The sequence below is a fragment of the Chryseobacterium salipaludis genome, from assembly GCF_022968825.1.
GTDB classification, from domain to species: domain Bacteria; phylum Bacteroidota; class Bacteroidia; order Flavobacteriales; family Weeksellaceae; genus Kaistella; species Kaistella salipaludis.
In genome coordinates this window covers 238694-256200 of sequence record NZ_JALHKS010000003.1, presented here as the reverse complement: position 1 = coordinate 256200, position 17507 = coordinate 238694, and the positions used below count along the sequence as shown (strand labels likewise).

Below are 17507 nucleotides of genomic sequence, written 5' to 3'. Positions count from 1 at the left end.
TTCTTACAACGGCGGCGTTCCCCCGCGTTAGGGATTGCAATGAAAAGCCCGCAGCCGACGCAGGAGGCGAGGACTTGCAATGAAAAGCCCGGCCCGCCGGCTGATTACCTTCTTTCTCATTTCAGCTATTCCTCCGGCGGGAAACGCCCAAAATTTTAAATGACTTGGCAATAATCAGTACATTTACGGCATGATTTCAAAAGAAACCATTGACAAGATTTTTTCAGCCATTCGGGTAGAAGAAATCATCGGCGAATATGTGCAACTAAAACGTGCCGGCAGTAATTACAAGGGCCTGAGTCCGTTCCATGATGAGAAGACTCCGAGTTTCGTAGTGTCACCCAGCAAGCAGATCTGGAAGGATTTTTCTTCCGGCAAAGGAGGTACGGCCATTTCTTTCTTAATGGAAATCGAGAATTTCACCTATCCGGAAGCGCTGCGCCACGCGGCAAAAAAGTATGGAATTGAAATCGACGAAATTAAACGCGACTTCACCGATGATGAAAAGCAGGCACAAACCGGCCGCGATCTGCTGTACAAAATCCACGAAGTTGCCAACGATTTTTTTCAGCAGCAGCTTTTTGAAACACAAGAAGGGCAGACGATCGGCTATGCTTATTTTCGGGAGCGCGAACTGCGGGATGATATTATAAAGAAATTTCAGTTGGGATATTCGCCCGAGCAGCGCAATGCCTTTACGGCCTACGCGCTGGAGAAAGGCTACAGCAAAGAAATCCTGGAAAAATCCGGACTCAGCATATTCACAGAATACAGTCCTGACGGAGTGGACCGTTTTCGGGAGCGTGTTATTTTTCCGATACTCAGTTTTTCCGGCAGGGTGCTCGGTTTTGGAGCCAGAATATTGAAGAGCAACGTGAAGGCCGCGAAATATCTGAACTCCCCCGAAACGGAAATTTATCATAAATCCAATGTTTTATATGGTCTAAATCAGAGCAAGCAGGCGATCAGTAAGCAAAATGTCTGTTTGCTCGTCGAAGGCTATATGGATGTCGTGGCGCTGCACCAAAACGGTATTGAAAACGTGGTGGCCAGTTCAGGAACAGCACTGACGCAGGAACAGATTAAACTTATCAAACGGCTCACGGAGAATGTAACCATTCTTTTTGACGGTGACCCCGCCGGTATTAAGGCCAGTTTCCGGAGTATCGATATGCTGCTGGCTTCCGAAATGAATATCCGCATCCTGCTCTTTCCGGAAGGCCATGATCCTGATTCTTTTGTACGCGCACATCCACAGGAATATGTGGAGAAATTTATCGCCGAGCAGGCGCAGGATTTTATTGATTTTAAAGCAGCTATTCTGCTCAAAGATGCCGGTGCTGATCCGATAAAAAAAGCGGAGGCGATCCGGGATATTGTGAAATCCGTCGCGGCCGTTGCCAATGTCCTGAAACAGGAAGTGTACCTGAAAGAAGTGGCTACCAAGTTTGATCTTTCGGAACAAACGCTGTTTAATGAACTGAATGTGCAGAAGCAGATTCATCAGCAACAGCCCGGGCCGTCTGCCCAGCCAGCCGCGCCGAAACCTAAAATGGAAGTGGTGGCACCGGAAGCGATCCAGACCCTCAATCCTTTATTGGAACTGGAGGAGAAACTGGTGAAGCATATGCTCAACTACGGTGACCGAGTGCTCAACCGCAAAGATGCGGAAGATCAGCCGTACCAAACGACCGTAATCGAAGAGATTGTGCGGCATCTGGAAGAAGATGATTATCCGGTGCAGTCGCCGGTCAACCAGGTCATCATCGATGAGCTTAAAAAAGGATTACAGGAAAACACCATTATCGGCAGTAATTTCTTTCTGACCCTGATGGATGAGCAGGTGGTGTCCAAAGTCTCGAGTGCAATCATGGAAGATAATCCGCTGGGTGACTGGGCACGCAATAATATCTTCCCGCCCAGCCCTGGCGATAAACTGGAAGCCGAGATCGAAGATGATATGCTGATCCATAAAAGTCATTATATCGAAAAACTCATTTATGAAAAAGTGCAGCAGTTGCAGGAATGCCAGGATCAGGAAGAGCAATACAACGAGACACTCAAAATGATTATGGTGCTGAAGACTTTGCTGAACGAAATCAACCGCAAACTCAGCCGCCAACTGACAAAAGGGCATAGTTTTTTTAAGGAACAGAAATTGTAAAAAGAATTGCAGAAAAAAATTCAAGATGGATATAAAAAAAGAATTCAGAGATTTCTCTGTAAAACACATGGGTAACAGTGGCCTGGCGACAGATCAGTATATGGGAATGCTTGGGCCGACCAACCTGACACCCTATATTATGGAAGAACGCCGAATGAACGTTGCGCAAATGGACGTTTTCTCGCGACTTATGATGGACCGCATTATTTTTTTGGGAACCGGAATTGATGATCAGGTAGCCAACATCGTGACCGCGCAATTGCTGTTCCTGGAAAGTTCTGATGCGTCCAAGGATATTCAGATTTATATTAATTCACCCGGCGGATCTGTGTATGCAGGTTTGGGTATTTATGATACGATGCAAATTATTAAACCGGATGTAGCGACAATCTGTACCGGCATGGCAGCTTCCATGGGCGCAGTGCTGCTGGTAGCAGGAGAGAAGGGGAAACGTTCAGCGTTGAAGCATTCGCGTGTGATGATTCATCAGCCCAGCGGTGGTGCCCAGGGAGTAGCGTCTGACATGGAAATTAACCTGCGCGAAATGCTGAAACTGAAAAAGGAATTGTACGATATTATCGCACATCATTCCGGCCAGACTTATGACTGGGTAGAAAAATCTTCGGACCGTGACTACTGGATGACGTCTGGTGAAGCGAAAGAATACGGTATGGTGGATGAAGTTCTGGAAAGAAAAACAGAGAAATAATAAACTTTTCTTTCATATAAAAGAAGCCGGCGTAAACTATTTTGCGCCGGCTTTTAGATGTATATCGTTCAAATTTTATCCTTCGATTCCTTCAATAATTTTTGAGAAGTCCGAAATATTAAGGGCTGCGCCACCGATGAGTCCGCCATCAATATCAGGCTGAGAGAAAATTTCCTTTGCGTTGCCCGGTTTCACCGAACCACCATAGAGGATGGAGATTTCTTCTGCAACGTCTTTTCCGTATTTATCGGCAATCAGATCGCGGATGGCCTTATGAATTTCCTGTGCCTGCTCCGGCGTTGCCGTTTCCCCGGTTCCAATCGCCCAAACAGGTTCATACGCGATAACAACATTTTTAATTTCTTCGGCCGTTAAACCAAAAAGAGCCGTTTCCGTCTGCTGTTTTACGACATCCAGATGATTTCCGGCGCGGCGTTGTTCGAGTGTTTCACCATTGCAGTAAATGGGCGTGAGGCCTTTTCTTAAGCAAATCTTCACTTTCAGTGCACACTTTTCATCCGTTTCGCCGTGGTAGAGGCGTCTTTCTGAATGGCCGACCAAAGCACCATTGGCGCCGATAGATTCCAGCATGCCGGCAGAAATCTCACCGGTGTAGGCGCCTTCCTCATATGCGCTGACTTCCTGCGCAAAAATTCCCACTTCGCGGAGCGAGAATACGTCCTTCGCCATTAAAAGATATAATGCCGGCGGTGCAATCCAGATTTCGCAATGTCCCGGATTTTCCTTGCGGTAATGCAGTAACTGAAGCATCAACTGCTGCGCTTCAATTACATCTTTATTCATTTTCCAGTTACCGGCAACGATTTTTCTTCTCATGTTGATTAATTTATTATTTCAGGTTCCAGATTTTTTTCAGTGTGGTGTAATAGGAATGTTCATCATCAGATACTGTCTCATCTGCTTTGATCAGGGACTTGGCAAACTGCTGGAAAGACAGCCGTTCTTCTTCGGTTGAATCATCCAGGAAACATTTGGCGTGAAACTCAAAATGCGGCGCCCATTCTTCAGGTTGTAAAGAGGCGATGACATCCAGTTCGTCATCCAGGTCCATTTTAAATGGAAATTCTTCTGCCAGATATTCGCGGATCATCAATCCTTCTTCAGGCGCAACCTCGCCATCGACGGCAGAAAGTAACATCAGTAAATGGTATCCGGCAATTGATTTATTCGATTTTTTCTGTTCAGTATTCATGTTTAATTTTTTTTAAAGGTTAATATAATCCAGCGCCGGCAGCTTAGCCACTATCGTGCCGTTTTCCAGAATGAGCACCGCCGGATTGCTCCGGGCAATGGTTTTCAGCGCCGTGCCGTCCATTACGGTATTGGGGATTTTTGTGAATAGATTAGTTCTGGTGGAGATTCCGTAAGCGGCAGTGCCGGTTTCCGAGGCAGCTTTTGCTTCCGCAGCCCGCAGAACGTCTGAGTCGGCCTCTTTCGGGTTATAAGACAAAATTAAAACTGCTCTCGGTGCATTCAGAATTTTTAAAGTCATGTTCTGGCCATTTGCATCTTCCGGTGCAAACTTGGCAATCTCGGACTGATAGCCTTTCTTTACAACCTTAGTAATCGTTTCATTTTCCTGAATTTCCCACGGTGAACCTTCCTGCCAGTAGCTTTTATCGTTAATATATTCATCCTGGCCGATGTTTCGTGTTTCGCCGGATTGTTTATTTTTGACAGCGTAAAACGTTTTATACTCCGCCGGATCTGCCGCAATTTTCTGCTGTTCTTTGAGCAGATTAGTACCTACTTTATAATCCCGAAAGTCAATAAGAGGTTCCTTTTTAATTCCCCAAACCATAATACTGCTGAAGATAAGCATCAAAGCAAGTACCGCCATAACTGCCGGCGTTTTTCGGCGCGGCAGCGTTTCAGATTTTCGTCTGTATAAAAATGATAAAAGAAGCAGGGCAGCGAGCAAGATCATGTCTTTGAAAAAACTCTGCCAGGGCGTAAAAGATACAGCATCCCCAAAACAGCCGCAATCTGTGACCACGTTATAGTATGCCGAATAAAAAGTCAGAAAGCCAAAAAAGATGCACAGTGCGATCAATAAAGTCAAAGTAGCTTTCAGCTGCAATCTAAAAATCAGCAGTAAACCCAGGAGCAGCTCTGCAAAAACGACCGCCACCGCAAAGAATAAAACATACGGCTCCAGGAAGGGCAGATTGAACACTGCCGGCGAAAAGTATTCTTCCAGTTTAAAACCAAAACCTTTCAGATCCACTGCCTTAACAAAGCCGGAAACAACGAAGATAATTCCAACAATGATGCGGAGAACTGTGCGTATCATGACGTTTGATTTTTAAAGTTTGCGGAATCTTCGTTCATCTTAATAAGACAAAACAAAGCATAGTTCAGCATGTCGAGGTAGTTGGCATCAATCCCTTCGGACACCAGTGTGGCACCGGCATTATCCTCAATCTGTTTGGTACGCAGAATTTTCTGATAAATTAAATCGGTGATGGAGGAGATCCGCATCTCACGCCAGGCTTCACCATAATCATGGTTTTTCCGAATCATCAGATTTCTGGCTTCTGCGGCAAACTGATCATATAATCCGATTACTTCCTCTGCATCTTCATGAACTTCGTCTGCCGCCCCTTTCTCTAATTGAATAAGACCAATAACCGCATAATTAACGATGGCTATAAAATTTTCCTGTTCGCTTTCACCAACTTTGGAAACGCCGGTGGTTTGGAAGGTTCGCAAGCTTTTTACTTTAATATAAAGCTGGTCGGTGAGCGACGGCGCGCGCAAAACACGAAAGGAAGCGCCGTAATCGTGCAGTTTTTTTACAAAAAGAGAACGGCACATTTCCAGTGCCTCGTCATATTGCTGTAAAGTTTTGTCCATAGATCAGTAAATCGTTTCAAAGATAACAATTTTGACTTGCCTTTCCGAGCGGCACCGCACGGAATTGATTTTTGCAGCACATCGTTTTATATTATTTCTATTTTTGTGAAATGGAAAATGTAAGGTCGGCTCCCAACTTTTTAATTAATTGCCGCGGTAAGCTTTTGGATTTGAAAGAACCGAAAATTTTAGGCATCCTGAATGTCACACCCGATTCGTTTTCAGACGGCGGGCAATTTAATTCAGAAAAAGAGGCGTTACGCCAGGCAGAAAAGATGGTTACGGAGGGTGCTGACATCCTGGATATCGGTGCACAATCCACCCGGCCGGGTGCGGAGAAACTCACAGCCGCAGATGAAATCGCAAGACTCGGCACCCTGATCAGTTTAATTAAAAAAGAATTTCCGGAAACACTGATTTCGCTCGATACGTTTTATTCGGACACGGTCTTATTCGGGTTTGATCAGGGAATTGATATCATTAATGACATTTCGGGTGGCTTTTACGATAAGGAGATGATACCTGCAGCAGGACGCACCGGGCTGCCGTATATCCTGATGCACAACAACGCGAATTATGAAAAAATGCATGAGGTTAAAACCTTCGATGATCTGCTGCTGGACCTAAACTTCTATTTCTCGGAGCGCATACAAAAATTGCGGAACGCCGGTGTGAAAGACATTATACTGGATCCCGGATTCGGATTTGGGAAAACGGTGGAGCAGCAGCATCAGCTGATTAATGAACTGAATTATCTGAGTTTTGGAAGATATCCTGTGCTTGCCGGTATTTCCAGGAAATCTTTTATTTATAAACCCTTAGGGAAAAAAACCACCGAAATCAATACCGAAACACAAAAGCTGCACCGCACGTTGCTGAAAAACGGTGCAAAAATTTTGCGGGTACACGACGTGGCCCAGGCGCGGACCACCATTCAGGATTTCCTAGTTCAAAGCAGATAGTTTCTCGGCATATTCTTTCGCGAAAACTTCGCGGTCGCGGTTGAGTTCTTCGAGCGTTCCCGGCAGTTCGTAAGCAAAGAGTATTTTGTCTTCATCGTCTAAGAATAGAAGTTCTCGCCGCTGTCCGTCAATCAGTTGCGCGAAAATTTCCCACATGGAAGTATCTCTCTCTTTAAGCATTTCAAAAAACGAACGTGCCTGAATCTGAATTGGTTTCATTTAAAATCCTAAAATATTAAGCTTAAGCTGGACCGCAAAATTTGAACTGAAGTTAGCTGTGGCGTATGGTCCCACACGGTAGAAAAAGCCCAGATTAAACGGTATTCCAAAAATACTGTTAACTTCCAGACCCGCTTCCTGATATAATTTATTCAGTTTTTCAAAGTTGAGATCATGGTATTCCGGATGCGACATGTCGCCGATGATTCCTTTATACAGCAGATCAAAGCTAGAAGTCTTGCGGCCAAAGGTACGGAAATATACAGGCAGACGGTGCGTCAGGTAATAGCCGGCAAAACGGTCATTGAAATATTTCCCTCCTTCCATGGTCGCGAAACCAAGGAATGAAGTCAGGTTGAAACTGATATTTCCTTTGCCGTTACTCAAGCCGTTCATTGCGAACTGATGCCAGATCGGTGCGTCACCCGAAACAATGCCGGCGTACAGTCTTGCGCCCGTTTGCCCTGCTTTTGTTTTAAACTGATGCTGCGCCAGTACATCAAATTTGCTGTAGGAAAAATTTCCCTTTAAAGCAGAAAAAGCCTGTTCATAATTAAAATAAAACTCCGGATAGTTCTGTTCGTAGGTAAGTTTGCCCGCCGGCGTCATCATGTTTTTTGAAAACGGCGCGTACTTTAAAGTCAGCTGAAAAGCAGTGTTGTGAAAATCATTACCGCGCTCCCGGAAGTTATAGGGAAATTCGGCGTACTCCTTGTTGGCTGACATCGCTGCTTTGGCCGTGAAGGTACTCGTCAGGTCATCTTCGTAAGAAAATTTAAAGCCGGAAAAGCGGTAAAACATCCTGTTATTCAAATCAACGCCAGAGTTCATAATGCGCATTTTCACATTCCACAGATCTTCATTGAAGCGGCCGGCCGCATCCACATCATTGTAATATTCTGCGCGGAAAAAAGCATTCCTTCGGAGCGTGGTTCGCACATCTATACCCGCACCGCCTTTCCAGCGGTGGTCGTGAAAACCATAACCTACATAGGCATCCGGCGAAATATATCTGCTGAACTTTTCATTGGTTTTAACGCCGGCGCCGAGCCGAAGCCCTTCATATTTATTGTATTTCACTAACTGCAGCACATCAAAATCAACTTTGCCGAAACGTACTTTTCCTTTCAGCAGTTTAGAGATGATTCCGGCTTTCTGATCGAGTTTGTATTTCTGGCCGACACTGTCAATCTGCACATAGGTGTTTTGTTCGCGAGCGGAAAGGGAATCTGTTCGATATTGATTCAGTAGCGTGCCGTCAGCATTTTCTACGGACATGGTATAACCGGAGAAATCTTTTTTGCTTTGGGGAATGTTTGTTTTAAAATTAAAATAATCAGCCTGCAGGCTTACATACATGCCGAAACGGTCTTTTTTCACTTTGGCAGAATCAGCGCCGGGTTTTGGAAAGGCAGTGGAACCCATTTTAACTTTGAAGTTTTCTTTATGTAAAAACCACTTGCCGTCTATGGGTGTCCAGATGCTTGTGAGTGAGCCTTCACTCTTCACTTTGCTGTGATGTTCGATTTTCTTTACTGCGTAGGTTTTGGTATCTATATAAAGATAGCCGGTAAATTTCCGGCGCTTGGGTGCAGACTTTTTATCAACCGGCCGAAAACGGATAACAAAATTACTGCGTCCCTCGATCTCCAAGGTATCGGTTACGAAGTATCGGTACAGCGCGCGGTTTTCCGCCAGGATTTCGCGCGGGATTTTATTGCGGTTGGATCGCAGCGCCAGCATTTCATAGATCGGCTCTTGCAGGCCGCTGATCCGGTTGTCGAGCACATTAATTTTCTCGCCGTATTTCTGGGAATACAAATATTCCGTCGCGCGTTCCCAGAGGAAGAGTTTGCTTTGGCCCATCAGTTTCATAACCCGCACGCTTTCAAGCGAATCCTTTTTCTTTTTATCGCTCAGATCTGCTGCGGGTGGCAAAAGCTTTAGCGAATCCAGGCGTCGGCTGATGTATTGATTGTATGCTTTAATGCTGTCTTCATCTAAATCGAAATCGATCTTTTCGTAGGATTTAAATTCGTAAGACTGTAAACTCTTAGGTGAATTGTCTTCAAAGTTTTCATTTACTTTCTTTAAAATTTCCAGCGCCAGCTGATCGCTTACATCAGCAATTACTACCCCTTCAATGGACTGTAATTTGGAATCCTTTGGAACCATACGCACTTCCATCAGTTTATCAACCAGGCTTTTGTCATCATAAAAACCTTTTTTAATGATTTCAACTTCGCGGCATTTTGTTCGCAAATAGGCCTCGCCAGTCGCATTGGTGACAGACAGTAGTTTTTTACCACATAAGATCTGAGCGCCGGCCAGCGGTTTATTTTCAGGTTCCGACGTAACAATTATTTTATACTGGGCCGTCAGGACATTTACTGTAAAAAGTAAAAGAAAGAAAGAAAAGTGTTTCATATAGGGAGGAGGCGTGACTTAAATTTAAAGATAATGTTTCGCACAGGATATGCACCCGTTTTTAAATATATTTTTTTAAAATGGTGCACATTAAAATATCACGCCAGAATGAAGGCTTTAGGAAATGCGGCTCCATTTATTTTTACCGCGGTATTGGCTCACGTAGTAAGCACGCAAATTCTGGTTCTCAGGTTTTTGCAGATGAGGGTCGTCCTGAACCAAATCTTCGGCGATTTTTTTTGCCGCTTTAATTATTTTTCCGTCGGCCACCAGATCCAGTTTTTTAAAATCGATAATGCCGCTTTGCTGCGTGCCGAGGATATCACCGGGACCGCGAAGTTGCATATCCACCTCGGAAATGACAAAGCCATCCTGTGTTTCCACCATCGTTTTCATCCGGGTGCGGCTTTCCTTGCTCATCTTATCTGCAGTGACCAGGATACAGTAGCTCTGCTCCGCACCGCGTCCCACACGTCCGCGCAGCTGATGCAGTTGTGAAAGCCCGAAGCGCTCGGCGCTTTCGATCACCATTACCGAGGCATTGGGAACATTCACACCCACTTCAATCACCGTGGTAGCCACCATAATATGTGCTTTGCCGGAGGCAAAATAATTCATGGCGGCTTCCTTTTCGGCAGGCTTCATCTGGCCGTGAACCATCGCCACGTTGCAGTTCGAAAAAAACTCGCAGATGTGAACATAATTCTCCTGTAAATTTTTGTAATCAAGCGTTTCCGATTCCTCGATGAGCGGATACACAAAGTAAGCCTGGCGACCTTTCGCAATTTCGTCCTGTACGAAACGGAAAATGGTCAGCCGGTCGCGCTCTTTGCGGTGCGCAGTGATAATAGATTTTCGGCCGACGGGCAGTTCATCAATCACCGAAACGTCCAGGTCGCTGTAAAAACTCATGGCCAGCGTCCGCGGAATGGGAGTCGCCGTCATCACCAGAATGTGAGGTGGGATTTTATTTTTTGCCCAGAGCCTCGCTCGCTGCGCCACACCGAAGCGATGCTGCTCATCAATAATGGCCAGCCCTAAGTTTTTAAATTTCACCCGGTCTTCCAGCACGGCATGCGTTCCTACTAAGATTGACAGTTCACCGCTTTGGAGCTCGTCATCGATAACGCGGCGATCTGCCGTTTTGGTACTGCCGGTCAGCAGCCTGATGGTTACGCCGGTGCCGTCCAGCAGGTCCTGCAGCGACTGGAAATGCTGTTGTGCCAGAATCTCCGTTGGTGCCATCAGACAACTCTGAAAACCGTTGCCCAGCGCAATAAGCATGCTCAGCAGCGCGACCATGGTTTTGCCGGAACCCACATCACCCTGAAGTAAGCGGTTCATCTGCACCGGCTTTTTCATGTCGGCGCGAATTTCCCGCAGCACTCGTTTTTGCGCGCCCGTCAATTCGAACGGAAGCCTGTGCTGATAAAAATCTTCAAAGGGTTTACCGACTTTTGGAAAAGGATTGCCGATGACGTTTGTTTTATGGTGCTGTTTTTTAAGCACATATCCCAGCTGAAAGAAAAAAGCTTCCTCGAACCGCAGTCTTTTTTCGGCGTGTTCCAGGTGCTGCATATCATTGGGAAAGTGAATATGGAACATCGCCGGAAGACGTCCGATGATTCCTAGTTTCTTCATGAGTTCTGCCGGCAGGTTTTCGGAAATCATCTGCGGTAATTGTTGCAGAATATCGCGTATGATGTTCTGGAAAAACTTATTATTTAATCCACGTTTTGCCAGCTTTTCACTGCCCGGGTAAATGGGTAGCAGGCTACTACTTACGGCTTTTTTCTCGTCCTTTTCGATTTCCGGATGTGGCAGGGAAAAATTACCGTTAAATTCATTGACTTTTCCAAAAACAAAAATCTCCTGATTGAGCGGTAGTTGCTCCTGAAGCCATTTGGAATAACGAAACCAAACCAACTCAATGGTGCCGGTGTCGTCCCGAAACTTGGCGGTCAGTCTTTTCTGTCCTTTGCCGTAGGTAATTTCCTGCACGTCCGTAATTTTTCCTTTGAGCTGAATTTCATTGTCGGAACCACTTTGCAAGGCACCGATTTTATGAACCGTGCTGCGGTCCGCGTAGCGAAGCGGGTAGAAGGTAAGAAAATCCTCAACGGTCTGAAACCCCAAAACACTGCGGATAAACTTAGCACGTTCCGTTCCGATGCCTTTCAGAAATTCTATTGGAGTGTCGAGTGTCAATACAATGTGTTATAAAACTGATGTCAGCAAATTTCGTTAAAATTAAAAAGACTTCCAATCTCTGAAAGTCTTAAAATAGGAGTTAATCGCGCAGTTTCGTTTTAAACTTTTTGCGGTAGGTTTCCCACTGTTCGCGGGAGGTTACTTTTTTGTATTCATTGGTACCGATAAACTGCAGGTACGGCTCAATCTCTCCGGCAGTGAATTCGCCCTGCAGATTGGTAACAGGTTCCATTTTTTCATCCATAAAAACCAAAGCAGGCGTGGCTGATATGTTCATGTATTTCGTGAAATCATGCAGAGATTGCCGCTGCCCGTTTTGAAGGCCGGTATTATTAAATGTTCGGCCGAAAGCAGTGATAGGCTGTTTTTGCTCCGCATCTATTTTCACGGCATAATATTTTTTATTAATTAGAGAAGAAATCACCGGATGGTTCAGCGCTTCCCGTTCCATAACCGCACAGGATTTGCAGCCCTGAGTGTAGAAAAAAACCAAAATCTTTTTAGACTGTTCATTCTGCAGCGCCGCTGCTTCGTCCCACGACTGCCAGTTCACCTGCGCATAAGACAAAAGCCCGGAAAGGATGCCAAATAAAATAATCAGTTTTTTCATATTTATATCAGATAACTGAACTATGCAAGGGTTAAATCATTAGCGGACGTCCTGCATCAGCTTCTTCACAAAAGGAGAGATAATTATTAATATCACCCCTGCGATCACTGCATAAATAGCGAGTTGCTTATAACTTTCTGCATACGTAATCAGGGCTTCCAGATTGCTCGTACCGTGTTTGGCTGTGGCCATGTTGGCACCGATAAGTCCTGCTACGTACTGCCCGTACGCGGAGGCCAGAAACCATAAACCCATCATCATTCCCTGCAGGTTTTGAGTTGAAAGCTTCGTCATAATTGATAAACCAATAGGAGAGAGGCAGAGCTCACCGAACGTTATGATTAACAGTGCGATAGTGAAGAACCGCAGCGAAGTTACGCCCTCTGCATTGGCAAAAAATTTTGTGGCAAACAAGGTGTAATACCCCAAGCCAAGAAAGATAAAGCCAAGCCCGAATTTAATGACGGTATTGGGTTCCAGCTTTCTTTTGCTCAGCCAGATCCATACAAGGCCAGCGAGTGGCGCCAGGAAAATAATAAAGAACGCACCGCCGGAATTGTTTACACCGTTCGCATCGAGGCCCAGCAAATCGTTATTCAGATTCTTCGCGGCGAAAATACTCAGAGAGCCGCCACTCTGTTCATAAATCCCCCAGAAAAGAATAGAAAATAAAATGAAAACCAGCGCGGCCCACAGCTTTTTCCTTTCGGAAGGCGTTACTTTGCTCATTTCATAAAACAAATAAATCAGCGTGAGTGGCCCGATGGTGTACATAAAAATATCGGTGTATTCCGTTTGTGCCACCATGATCATGATAATCGGCACAAAGATTAAAGACAGAATGTACACACCGAACTCTTTCCATTTGGCAATGGGTGCATGCGCAATAAGCGATTCCGGATGGCCGGGCTGTAAACCAATAGGCCCTAAGCTCTTCTGGGTAAAAGCAAAATTAATTAAGCTGATAATCATCACGATGGCTGCGCAGCCGAACGCTACGTTCCAGTGCAATCCTTCGGGAATTAAATGCCCCATCAGTTCCCCTTTTCCGATGGCGATACACAAATACCCTCCGAGCAAGGCGCCCAGGTTGATCCCGGCGTAAAAAAGTGAGAAACCGGCATCAGCCCGCGAATCATTGGGCTTATATAATTGCCCTACCATGGAGGAAATGTTGGGTTTGAAAAATCCTGTTCCCACCACCGTAAAGGCAATTCCCAGAAAGAAAAACTTATGCGGATCCGCGGCCAGAATCATACTTCCGACAATCATCAGCGAGCCTCCCCAAAACAGAGATTTTCGGAACCCCAGGATTTTATCGGCAAATAAACCACCGATAAACGTGAACGCATACACGAATGCCTGGGTGGCGCCATATTGCAGGTTAGCTTCTTCCTCATGAAGATCCAGTTGGGAAATCATAAAGAAAACCAGCATCCCGCGCATTCCGTAGAAACAAAATCTTTCCCACATTTCGGAAAAGAAAAGGGACCAGATTTGCTTCGGATATTTGCCTTTAAAATTTTGTATCTGTTCGATGGATAGACTCATAAGGTATTATTTTAAACGCCTGTGCATCGCTTTTGACGAAAACAGACCTACGAAAATAGAAAAAACCACCGAGTTATCGGTGGTTTATATGAGTGTAAATGTAAAATACTTTTTGGTCAGTGAATTCCGTGCATCATTCTTACCAGTTTCTTGTTAAATAAGAGCAGCATCAGCGCAGCGAAAACTGGAATAGCGCCGATTACGAGGAAGAAGGTTGACATTCCGTACGTTTCCGAAATTCTGTCGATCATGGAACCGCTCAAACCAGCGATAAAGTTTGCAATGGCCGAAGCTGTAAACCAAAAACCGAATAGTAAGCCGATAAATTTCTTTGGTGACAATTTGCTTACGTAAGACAACCCTACCGGTGAGAGGCAAAGTTCTCCAGCAGTGTGGAAGAAATAAGCAAGGATCAACCAGATCATGCTGACAGACGCATTGCGAGCGCCTAATGGAATACTCATACTTCCGTACGCCAGAAACACGAAACCGAAACCTACCAGGATCAGCCCCAGTGCCAGTTTAACCGGCCCGGAGGGATTCCATCTCTTCTCCCACAACTTACTGAAGGATGTCGCCATCGTGATGATGAAGAATGAATTCAGAATCTGGAACCATGAAGCCGCGACTTCCGTATCCTCCTGGCTAAACTCTCTGTTGATTTTCCAGATTCCCAATCCCCAAATGATTAAAAAAGAAATCGCGGTAAAAATAATGGTCAGCGGATATTTTTTCATAATCTGCTTAGATAGCAGATAGAGTACATATGTCACAATTGCGATCGGGAAGATCGTCAGGAACGTATCGACCCACTTAAATATGAGAGCAGTGTTACCTTCCAGCGCTCGCTGTGTGTAATCTTTGGCGAAGATGGACATGGAACCACCAGCCTGTTCGAAAGCAAAAAAGAAAAACAAGCTCGCAAACATAAAGACCGCAATAACGATCAGTCGGTCACGAACAATTGCAGGATTGCTGTCGGTTTCCTCTTCGGCGGACTCTTTATTTTCTTCTGCGAAAATGCCTGCAACCTCCTTATTTTTAGCAGGGCTGCTCCCAACAATCCCGAAGATTCTTTGCGCAAAATAAAACTGCAGTAAACCAAAAAACATGAAGATTCCGGCTAGTCCAAAGCCATAATGCCAGCCTATTTTCTCACCAATGTATCCGCACAACATCATTCCCATGAATGCACCTGCGTTAATACCCATGTAGAATATGGTATAACCCGCATCTTTTTTTGCACTGCTGTCAGGATAAAGTTGGCCAACCATCGATGAAATATTAGGTTTGAACATACCGTTACCTAAGATCATTAACACCAACCCTACATAGAAGAAGGTGTTGGAGAAGCCTTCCATAGCCATAGCGGCATGCCCGAGTGTCATGACCAGAGCGCCTATGAGAATTGCCTTTCGATACCCAGTCAGTTTATCGGCGATGATTCCGCCAAACAGCGGTGTAAGGTAAACTAACCCGGTGTACCAGCCGTACAGTTGCAGCGCATCTTCATTGCTCCATTCCCAGCCGCCTTCTACTAATTTCGATACTAAAAACAGCGTCAGTAAAGCACGCATACCATAGTAGCTGAACCTTTCCCACATTTCAGTAAAGAACAAAACGAAAAGAGAGGCCGGGTGTCCTATCACCAATTTATTATCAATGCCTTCTTTCGCGAGATGTTTTAATAAAATTTCATCTTGATTTCCTTCCATATTTTATCGATTTTTTACTTTACAATTAAGCCATCGTTGCGCATGCTGCAACTCCTCGCAGTGCCAAGGCAATTATTAGCGTAGCAAATATAGTTGTTTTTCTAAAGCAGCAAAGCGAAAGAGTTTCAATTAAAAAAAATAAAACGCAACCGAAAGCTGCGTTTTATTTGTATTAATAGAAAGGAAACCTAGCGGATTCCTCTTTCCTTCATAATCCGGTTCAGCCGTTTCAGGATAGCCAGGCCGAGCAAAGTGGCGATCATCAGCAGGCCAAAGTTCACGATGAAGAAATTTGCCTTATTGTCGTACTCGTACCAGAAGCTGGCGAGTACGCCGGAGAGTTTGTTCCCGATAGAGGTTGACAGGAAAAATCCACCCATCATCAGCGCGGTAATCCGTGGTGGCGAAAGTTTAGACACGAGCGAAAGTCCCATCGGTGAGAGGCAGAGTTCGCCAAGTGTAATAACGCCATAAGAAGCAATCAGCCAGATCGCGGAAACTTTAATCAACCCGTTATCGCCGGCATACACGGCCCCGACCATCACCAGACAGGATAAAGCGGAAATGAAAAGACCAAGTACAATCTTGGAAGGCGTGGTTGGTTCTTTGCCGCGCCGCCGCAGGAACATGAAGACACTCACCACAATTGGCGTTAAGATAATTACCCAGGCAGGGTTAATCGACTGAAAAAGTTCCGTGTTATAGAGCGCTACTTCGTGGGAAGGATCTGCTTCCAGTTTGCTTCGCTCAGCATCAGAAATGTTGCGGAAATAAATATCAGGCGCCATTTCTTTTTTAGGTTCACCATTTTCATCTTTCACCGTGCGGTACTGGTCATCATATACCGAAACCTCTTTGGGTTCGTATGTTTTGCCTTGTACGCCGTCTTTACCATCAATTAAATTTATGCTGCGCAGCGGTTCCACCAGCGGTGCAGGAATACTTCTGTCCGTGTAGTTATTTGCCCAGCGCGTAAGTGCCGTTCCGTTCTGTTTAAAGACGGCCCAGAACATCAGACTCACCGCAAAGATCGCCAGCAACGCACCGATCGGTTTTTTGTCTTCTGCATTGGCTTTTACATAAAGCATGATATAGAAATAAACCACCGGCAGACACGCGAAAATAAAGGCATCTGTGGAATCGCTGCCGAAAATGTTGCCCGGAATCATCCAGCCGATAACACCCGCTACGATCGCCGGCAGGAAGACTTTCAGCAGAACATCAGAAATTTTGGTATCTCCTTCCTGAGATTCCTTGAGGATATTGGCCTGAAGAATATGGCGTCGCCCAATCGTGAAGACAATCAGTCCCACAAACATACCGGCACCAGCAGTCATAAATGCAGGTCCCCAACCATATTTATTACGCATGAAAGCCGCAATAATATTACAGATGAAGGCACCGATATTAATTCCCATATAGAAAATATTATAACCGGCATCTTTGTTTGCGGTGTACGGTTCTTCGTTATAAAGATTCCCAAGCAGGGTAGAAATACTGGGTTTAAAGAAGCCGTTACCTAAAATCACAAGCCCCAGTGAAGCATAAAACAAAGGAAGTTCTTTAAAAAGTCCGATTCCGAAATAGCCCAGACCCATCAGCGCGCCGCCAATATAAATTGCTTTAATGTATCCCAGCACTTTATCAGCCAGGAAGCCGCCGAGAAACGGGGTCAGATAAGTAAGTGCGATGAAGGTTCCGAAGATATCATCAGCTGTTTTGTCGTTGAAGGCAAGTCCGCCCTTTTCACTGTCGATCATGTACAGGACAAAGATCCCCAGAATCAGATAATACCCGAAGCGTTCCCACATCTCTGTAAAAAACAGATAGGGCAATCCCTTCGGATGCTTACTGGAAGTTTTTTTCATGATTTTTTAAATTTCTCAAAAATAGAATATTTAATCGAATTGAAAAATCAAATTTAAACTTCGATAAATGGATGATGGATGGAGTTTTATGCGCAAATAGGTAGTGATGGTGAAAATTTAAAAAGTAGAGCGGATTAATTTTGTCGGCTTTTTTTAACTGAAAGTTTTCCGAAGCCACTTCAAATAAAAACTGC

At 45.0% G+C, this 17507-nt stretch carries 14 protein-coding genes; 3 read left to right on the top strand and 11 right to left on the bottom strand.

Annotated elements, in window-relative coordinates; genetic code table 11:
- The first annotated feature begins 190 nt into the window (after nt 1–190).
- Together dnaG and clpP are read left to right on the top strand one after the other, a co-directional pair.
- The gene (dnaG, locus tag MVI27_RS06685; protein ID WP_246960035.1) at nt 191–2164 is read left to right on the top strand and encodes a DNA primase; all 1974 of its coding nucleotides are present in this window, start codon (nt 191–193) and stop codon (nt 2162–2164) included.
- A gap of 25 nt (nt 2165–2189) precedes the next feature.
- Entirely contained in the window at nt 2190–2873 is a 684-nt protein-coding gene (clpP, locus tag MVI27_RS06680; RefSeq protein WP_246960034.1) for an ATP-dependent Clp endopeptidase proteolytic subunit ClpP, read from the top strand.
- Between the two features lie 75 nt (nt 2874–2948).
- On the opposite strand, the gene tpiA is transcribed toward clpP, so the two are convergent.
- The 4 genes from tpiA to MVI27_RS06660 are packed head-to-tail and all read right to left on the bottom strand — an operon-like array spanning nt 2949 to nt 5750.
- Nucleotides 2949–3710, bottom strand: coding sequence for a triose-phosphate isomerase (gene tpiA / locus MVI27_RS06675; RefSeq protein ID WP_246960033.1), 762 nt, complete (start codon nt 3708–3710; stop codon nt 2949–2951).
- A 13-nt stretch (nt 3711–3723) separates the two neighbouring features.
- Nucleotides 3724–4086 (bottom strand): tellurite resistance TerB family protein, encoded by a 363-nt coding sequence (locus tag MVI27_RS06670; protein ID WP_246960032.1) that lies wholly within the window; start codon nt 4084–4086, stop codon nt 3724–3726.
- 12 nt (nt 4087–4098) lie between these two features.
- Entirely contained in the window at nt 4099–5187 is a 1089-nt protein-coding gene (locus tag MVI27_RS06665; RefSeq protein ID WP_246960031.1) for a BT_3928 family protein, read from the bottom strand.
- Nucleotides 5184–5750: a DUF1599 domain-containing protein gene (locus tag MVI27_RS06660; protein WP_246960030.1), complete on the bottom strand. Its 567-nt coding sequence runs from the start codon at nt 5748–5750 to the stop codon at nt 5184–5186. The genes MVI27_RS06665 and MVI27_RS06660 overlap by 4 nt, the downstream gene beginning before the upstream one ends.
- 110 nt (nt 5751–5860) lie before the next feature.
- On the opposite strand from MVI27_RS06660, the gene folP reads away from it, so the two are divergent.
- Nucleotides 5861–6712 carry a dihydropteroate synthase gene (gene folP / locus MVI27_RS06655; RefSeq protein WP_246960029.1) on the top strand — a complete coding sequence of 284 codons (852 nt, stop codon included), beginning with the start codon at nt 5861–5863 and terminating at the stop codon, nt 6710–6712.
- Here folP and MVI27_RS06650 read toward each other — a convergent pair.
- From MVI27_RS06650 to MVI27_RS06620, 7 genes are all read right to left on the bottom strand, one after another.
- A complete protein-coding gene (locus tag MVI27_RS06650; RefSeq protein WP_246960028.1) occupies nt 6695–6931 on the bottom strand; it encodes a hypothetical protein in 237 nt (78 codons plus the stop codon). The genes folP and MVI27_RS06650 overlap by 18 nt on opposite strands.
- Nucleotides 6932–9358 carry a DUF5686 family protein gene (locus MVI27_RS06645; RefSeq protein WP_246960027.1) on the bottom strand — a complete coding sequence of 809 codons (2427 nt, stop codon included), beginning with the start codon at nt 9356–9358 and terminating at the stop codon, nt 6932–6934.
- Between the two features lie 117 nt (nt 9359–9475).
- Entirely contained in the window at nt 9476–11566 is a 2091-nt protein-coding gene (recG, locus tag MVI27_RS06640; RefSeq protein ID WP_246960026.1) for an ATP-dependent DNA helicase RecG, read from the bottom strand.
- 82 nt (nt 11567–11648) lie between these two features.
- The gene (locus tag MVI27_RS06635) at nt 11649–12179 is read right to left on the bottom strand and encodes a thioredoxin family protein (protein WP_246960025.1); all 531 of its coding nucleotides are present in this window, start codon (nt 12177–12179) and stop codon (nt 11649–11651) included.
- Between the two features lie 39 nt (nt 12180–12218).
- Nucleotides 12219–13730, bottom strand: a complete 1512-nt coding sequence (locus MVI27_RS06630; RefSeq protein ID WP_246960024.1) for a peptide MFS transporter — start codon at nt 13728–13730, stop codon at nt 12219–12221.
- Nucleotides 13731–13846: 116 nt separating this feature from the next.
- The gene (locus MVI27_RS06625) at nt 13847–15445 is read right to left on the bottom strand and encodes a peptide MFS transporter (protein WP_246960023.1); all 1599 of its coding nucleotides are present in this window, start codon (nt 15443–15445) and stop codon (nt 13847–13849) included.
- A gap of 188 nt (nt 15446–15633) precedes the next feature.
- Nucleotides 15634–17313 (bottom strand): peptide MFS transporter, encoded by a 1680-nt coding sequence (locus MVI27_RS06620; RefSeq protein WP_246960022.1) that lies wholly within the window; start codon nt 17311–17313, stop codon nt 15634–15636.
- Nucleotides 17314–17507: the final 194 nt, after the last annotated feature.

Excerpts from the sequence above, each read along its gene's own strand:
- dnaG (WP_246960035.1), top strand. The coding sequence starts at position 191 with ATGATTTCAAAAGAAACCATTGACAAGATTTTTTCAGCCATTCGGGTA.
- clpP (WP_246960034.1), top strand. The coding sequence starts at position 2,190 with ATGGATATAAAAAAAGAATTCAGAGATTTCTCTGTAAAACACATGGGT.
- tpiA (WP_246960033.1), bottom strand. The coding sequence starts at position 3,710 with ATGAGAAGAAAAATCGTTGCCGGTAACTGGAAAATGAATAAAGATGTA.
- MVI27_RS06670 (WP_246960032.1), bottom strand. The coding sequence starts at position 4,086 with ATGAATACTGAACAGAAAAAATCGAATAAATCAATTGCCGGATACCAT.
- MVI27_RS06665 (WP_246960031.1), bottom strand. The coding sequence starts at position 5,187 with ATGATACGCACAGTTCTCCGCATCATTGTTGGAATTATCTTCGTTGTT.
- MVI27_RS06660 (WP_246960030.1), bottom strand. The coding sequence starts at position 5,750 with ATGGACAAAACTTTACAGCAATATGACGAGGCACTGGAAATGTGCCGT.
- folP (WP_246960029.1), top strand. The coding sequence starts at position 5,861 with ATGGAAAATGTAAGGTCGGCTCCCAACTTTTTAATTAATTGCCGCGGT.
- MVI27_RS06650 (WP_246960028.1), bottom strand. The coding sequence starts at position 6,931 with ATGAAACCAATTCAGATTCAGGCACGTTCGTTTTTTGAAATGCTTAAA.
- MVI27_RS06645 (WP_246960027.1), bottom strand. The coding sequence starts at position 9,358 with ATGAAACACTTTTCTTTCTTTCTTTTACTTTTTACAGTAAATGTCCTG.
- MVI27_RS06635 (WP_246960025.1), bottom strand. The coding sequence starts at position 12,179 with ATGAAAAAACTGATTATTTTATTTGGCATCCTTTCCGGGCTTTTGTCT.
- MVI27_RS06630 (WP_246960024.1), bottom strand. The coding sequence starts at position 13,730 with ATGAGTCTATCCATCGAACAGATACAAAATTTTAAAGGCAAATATCCG.
- MVI27_RS06625 (WP_246960023.1), bottom strand. The coding sequence starts at position 15,445 with ATGGAAGGAAATCAAGATGAAATTTTATTAAAACATCTCGCGAAAGAA.
- MVI27_RS06620 (WP_246960022.1), bottom strand. The coding sequence starts at position 17,313 with ATGAAAAAAACTTCCAGTAAGCATCCGAAGGGATTGCCCTATCTGTTT.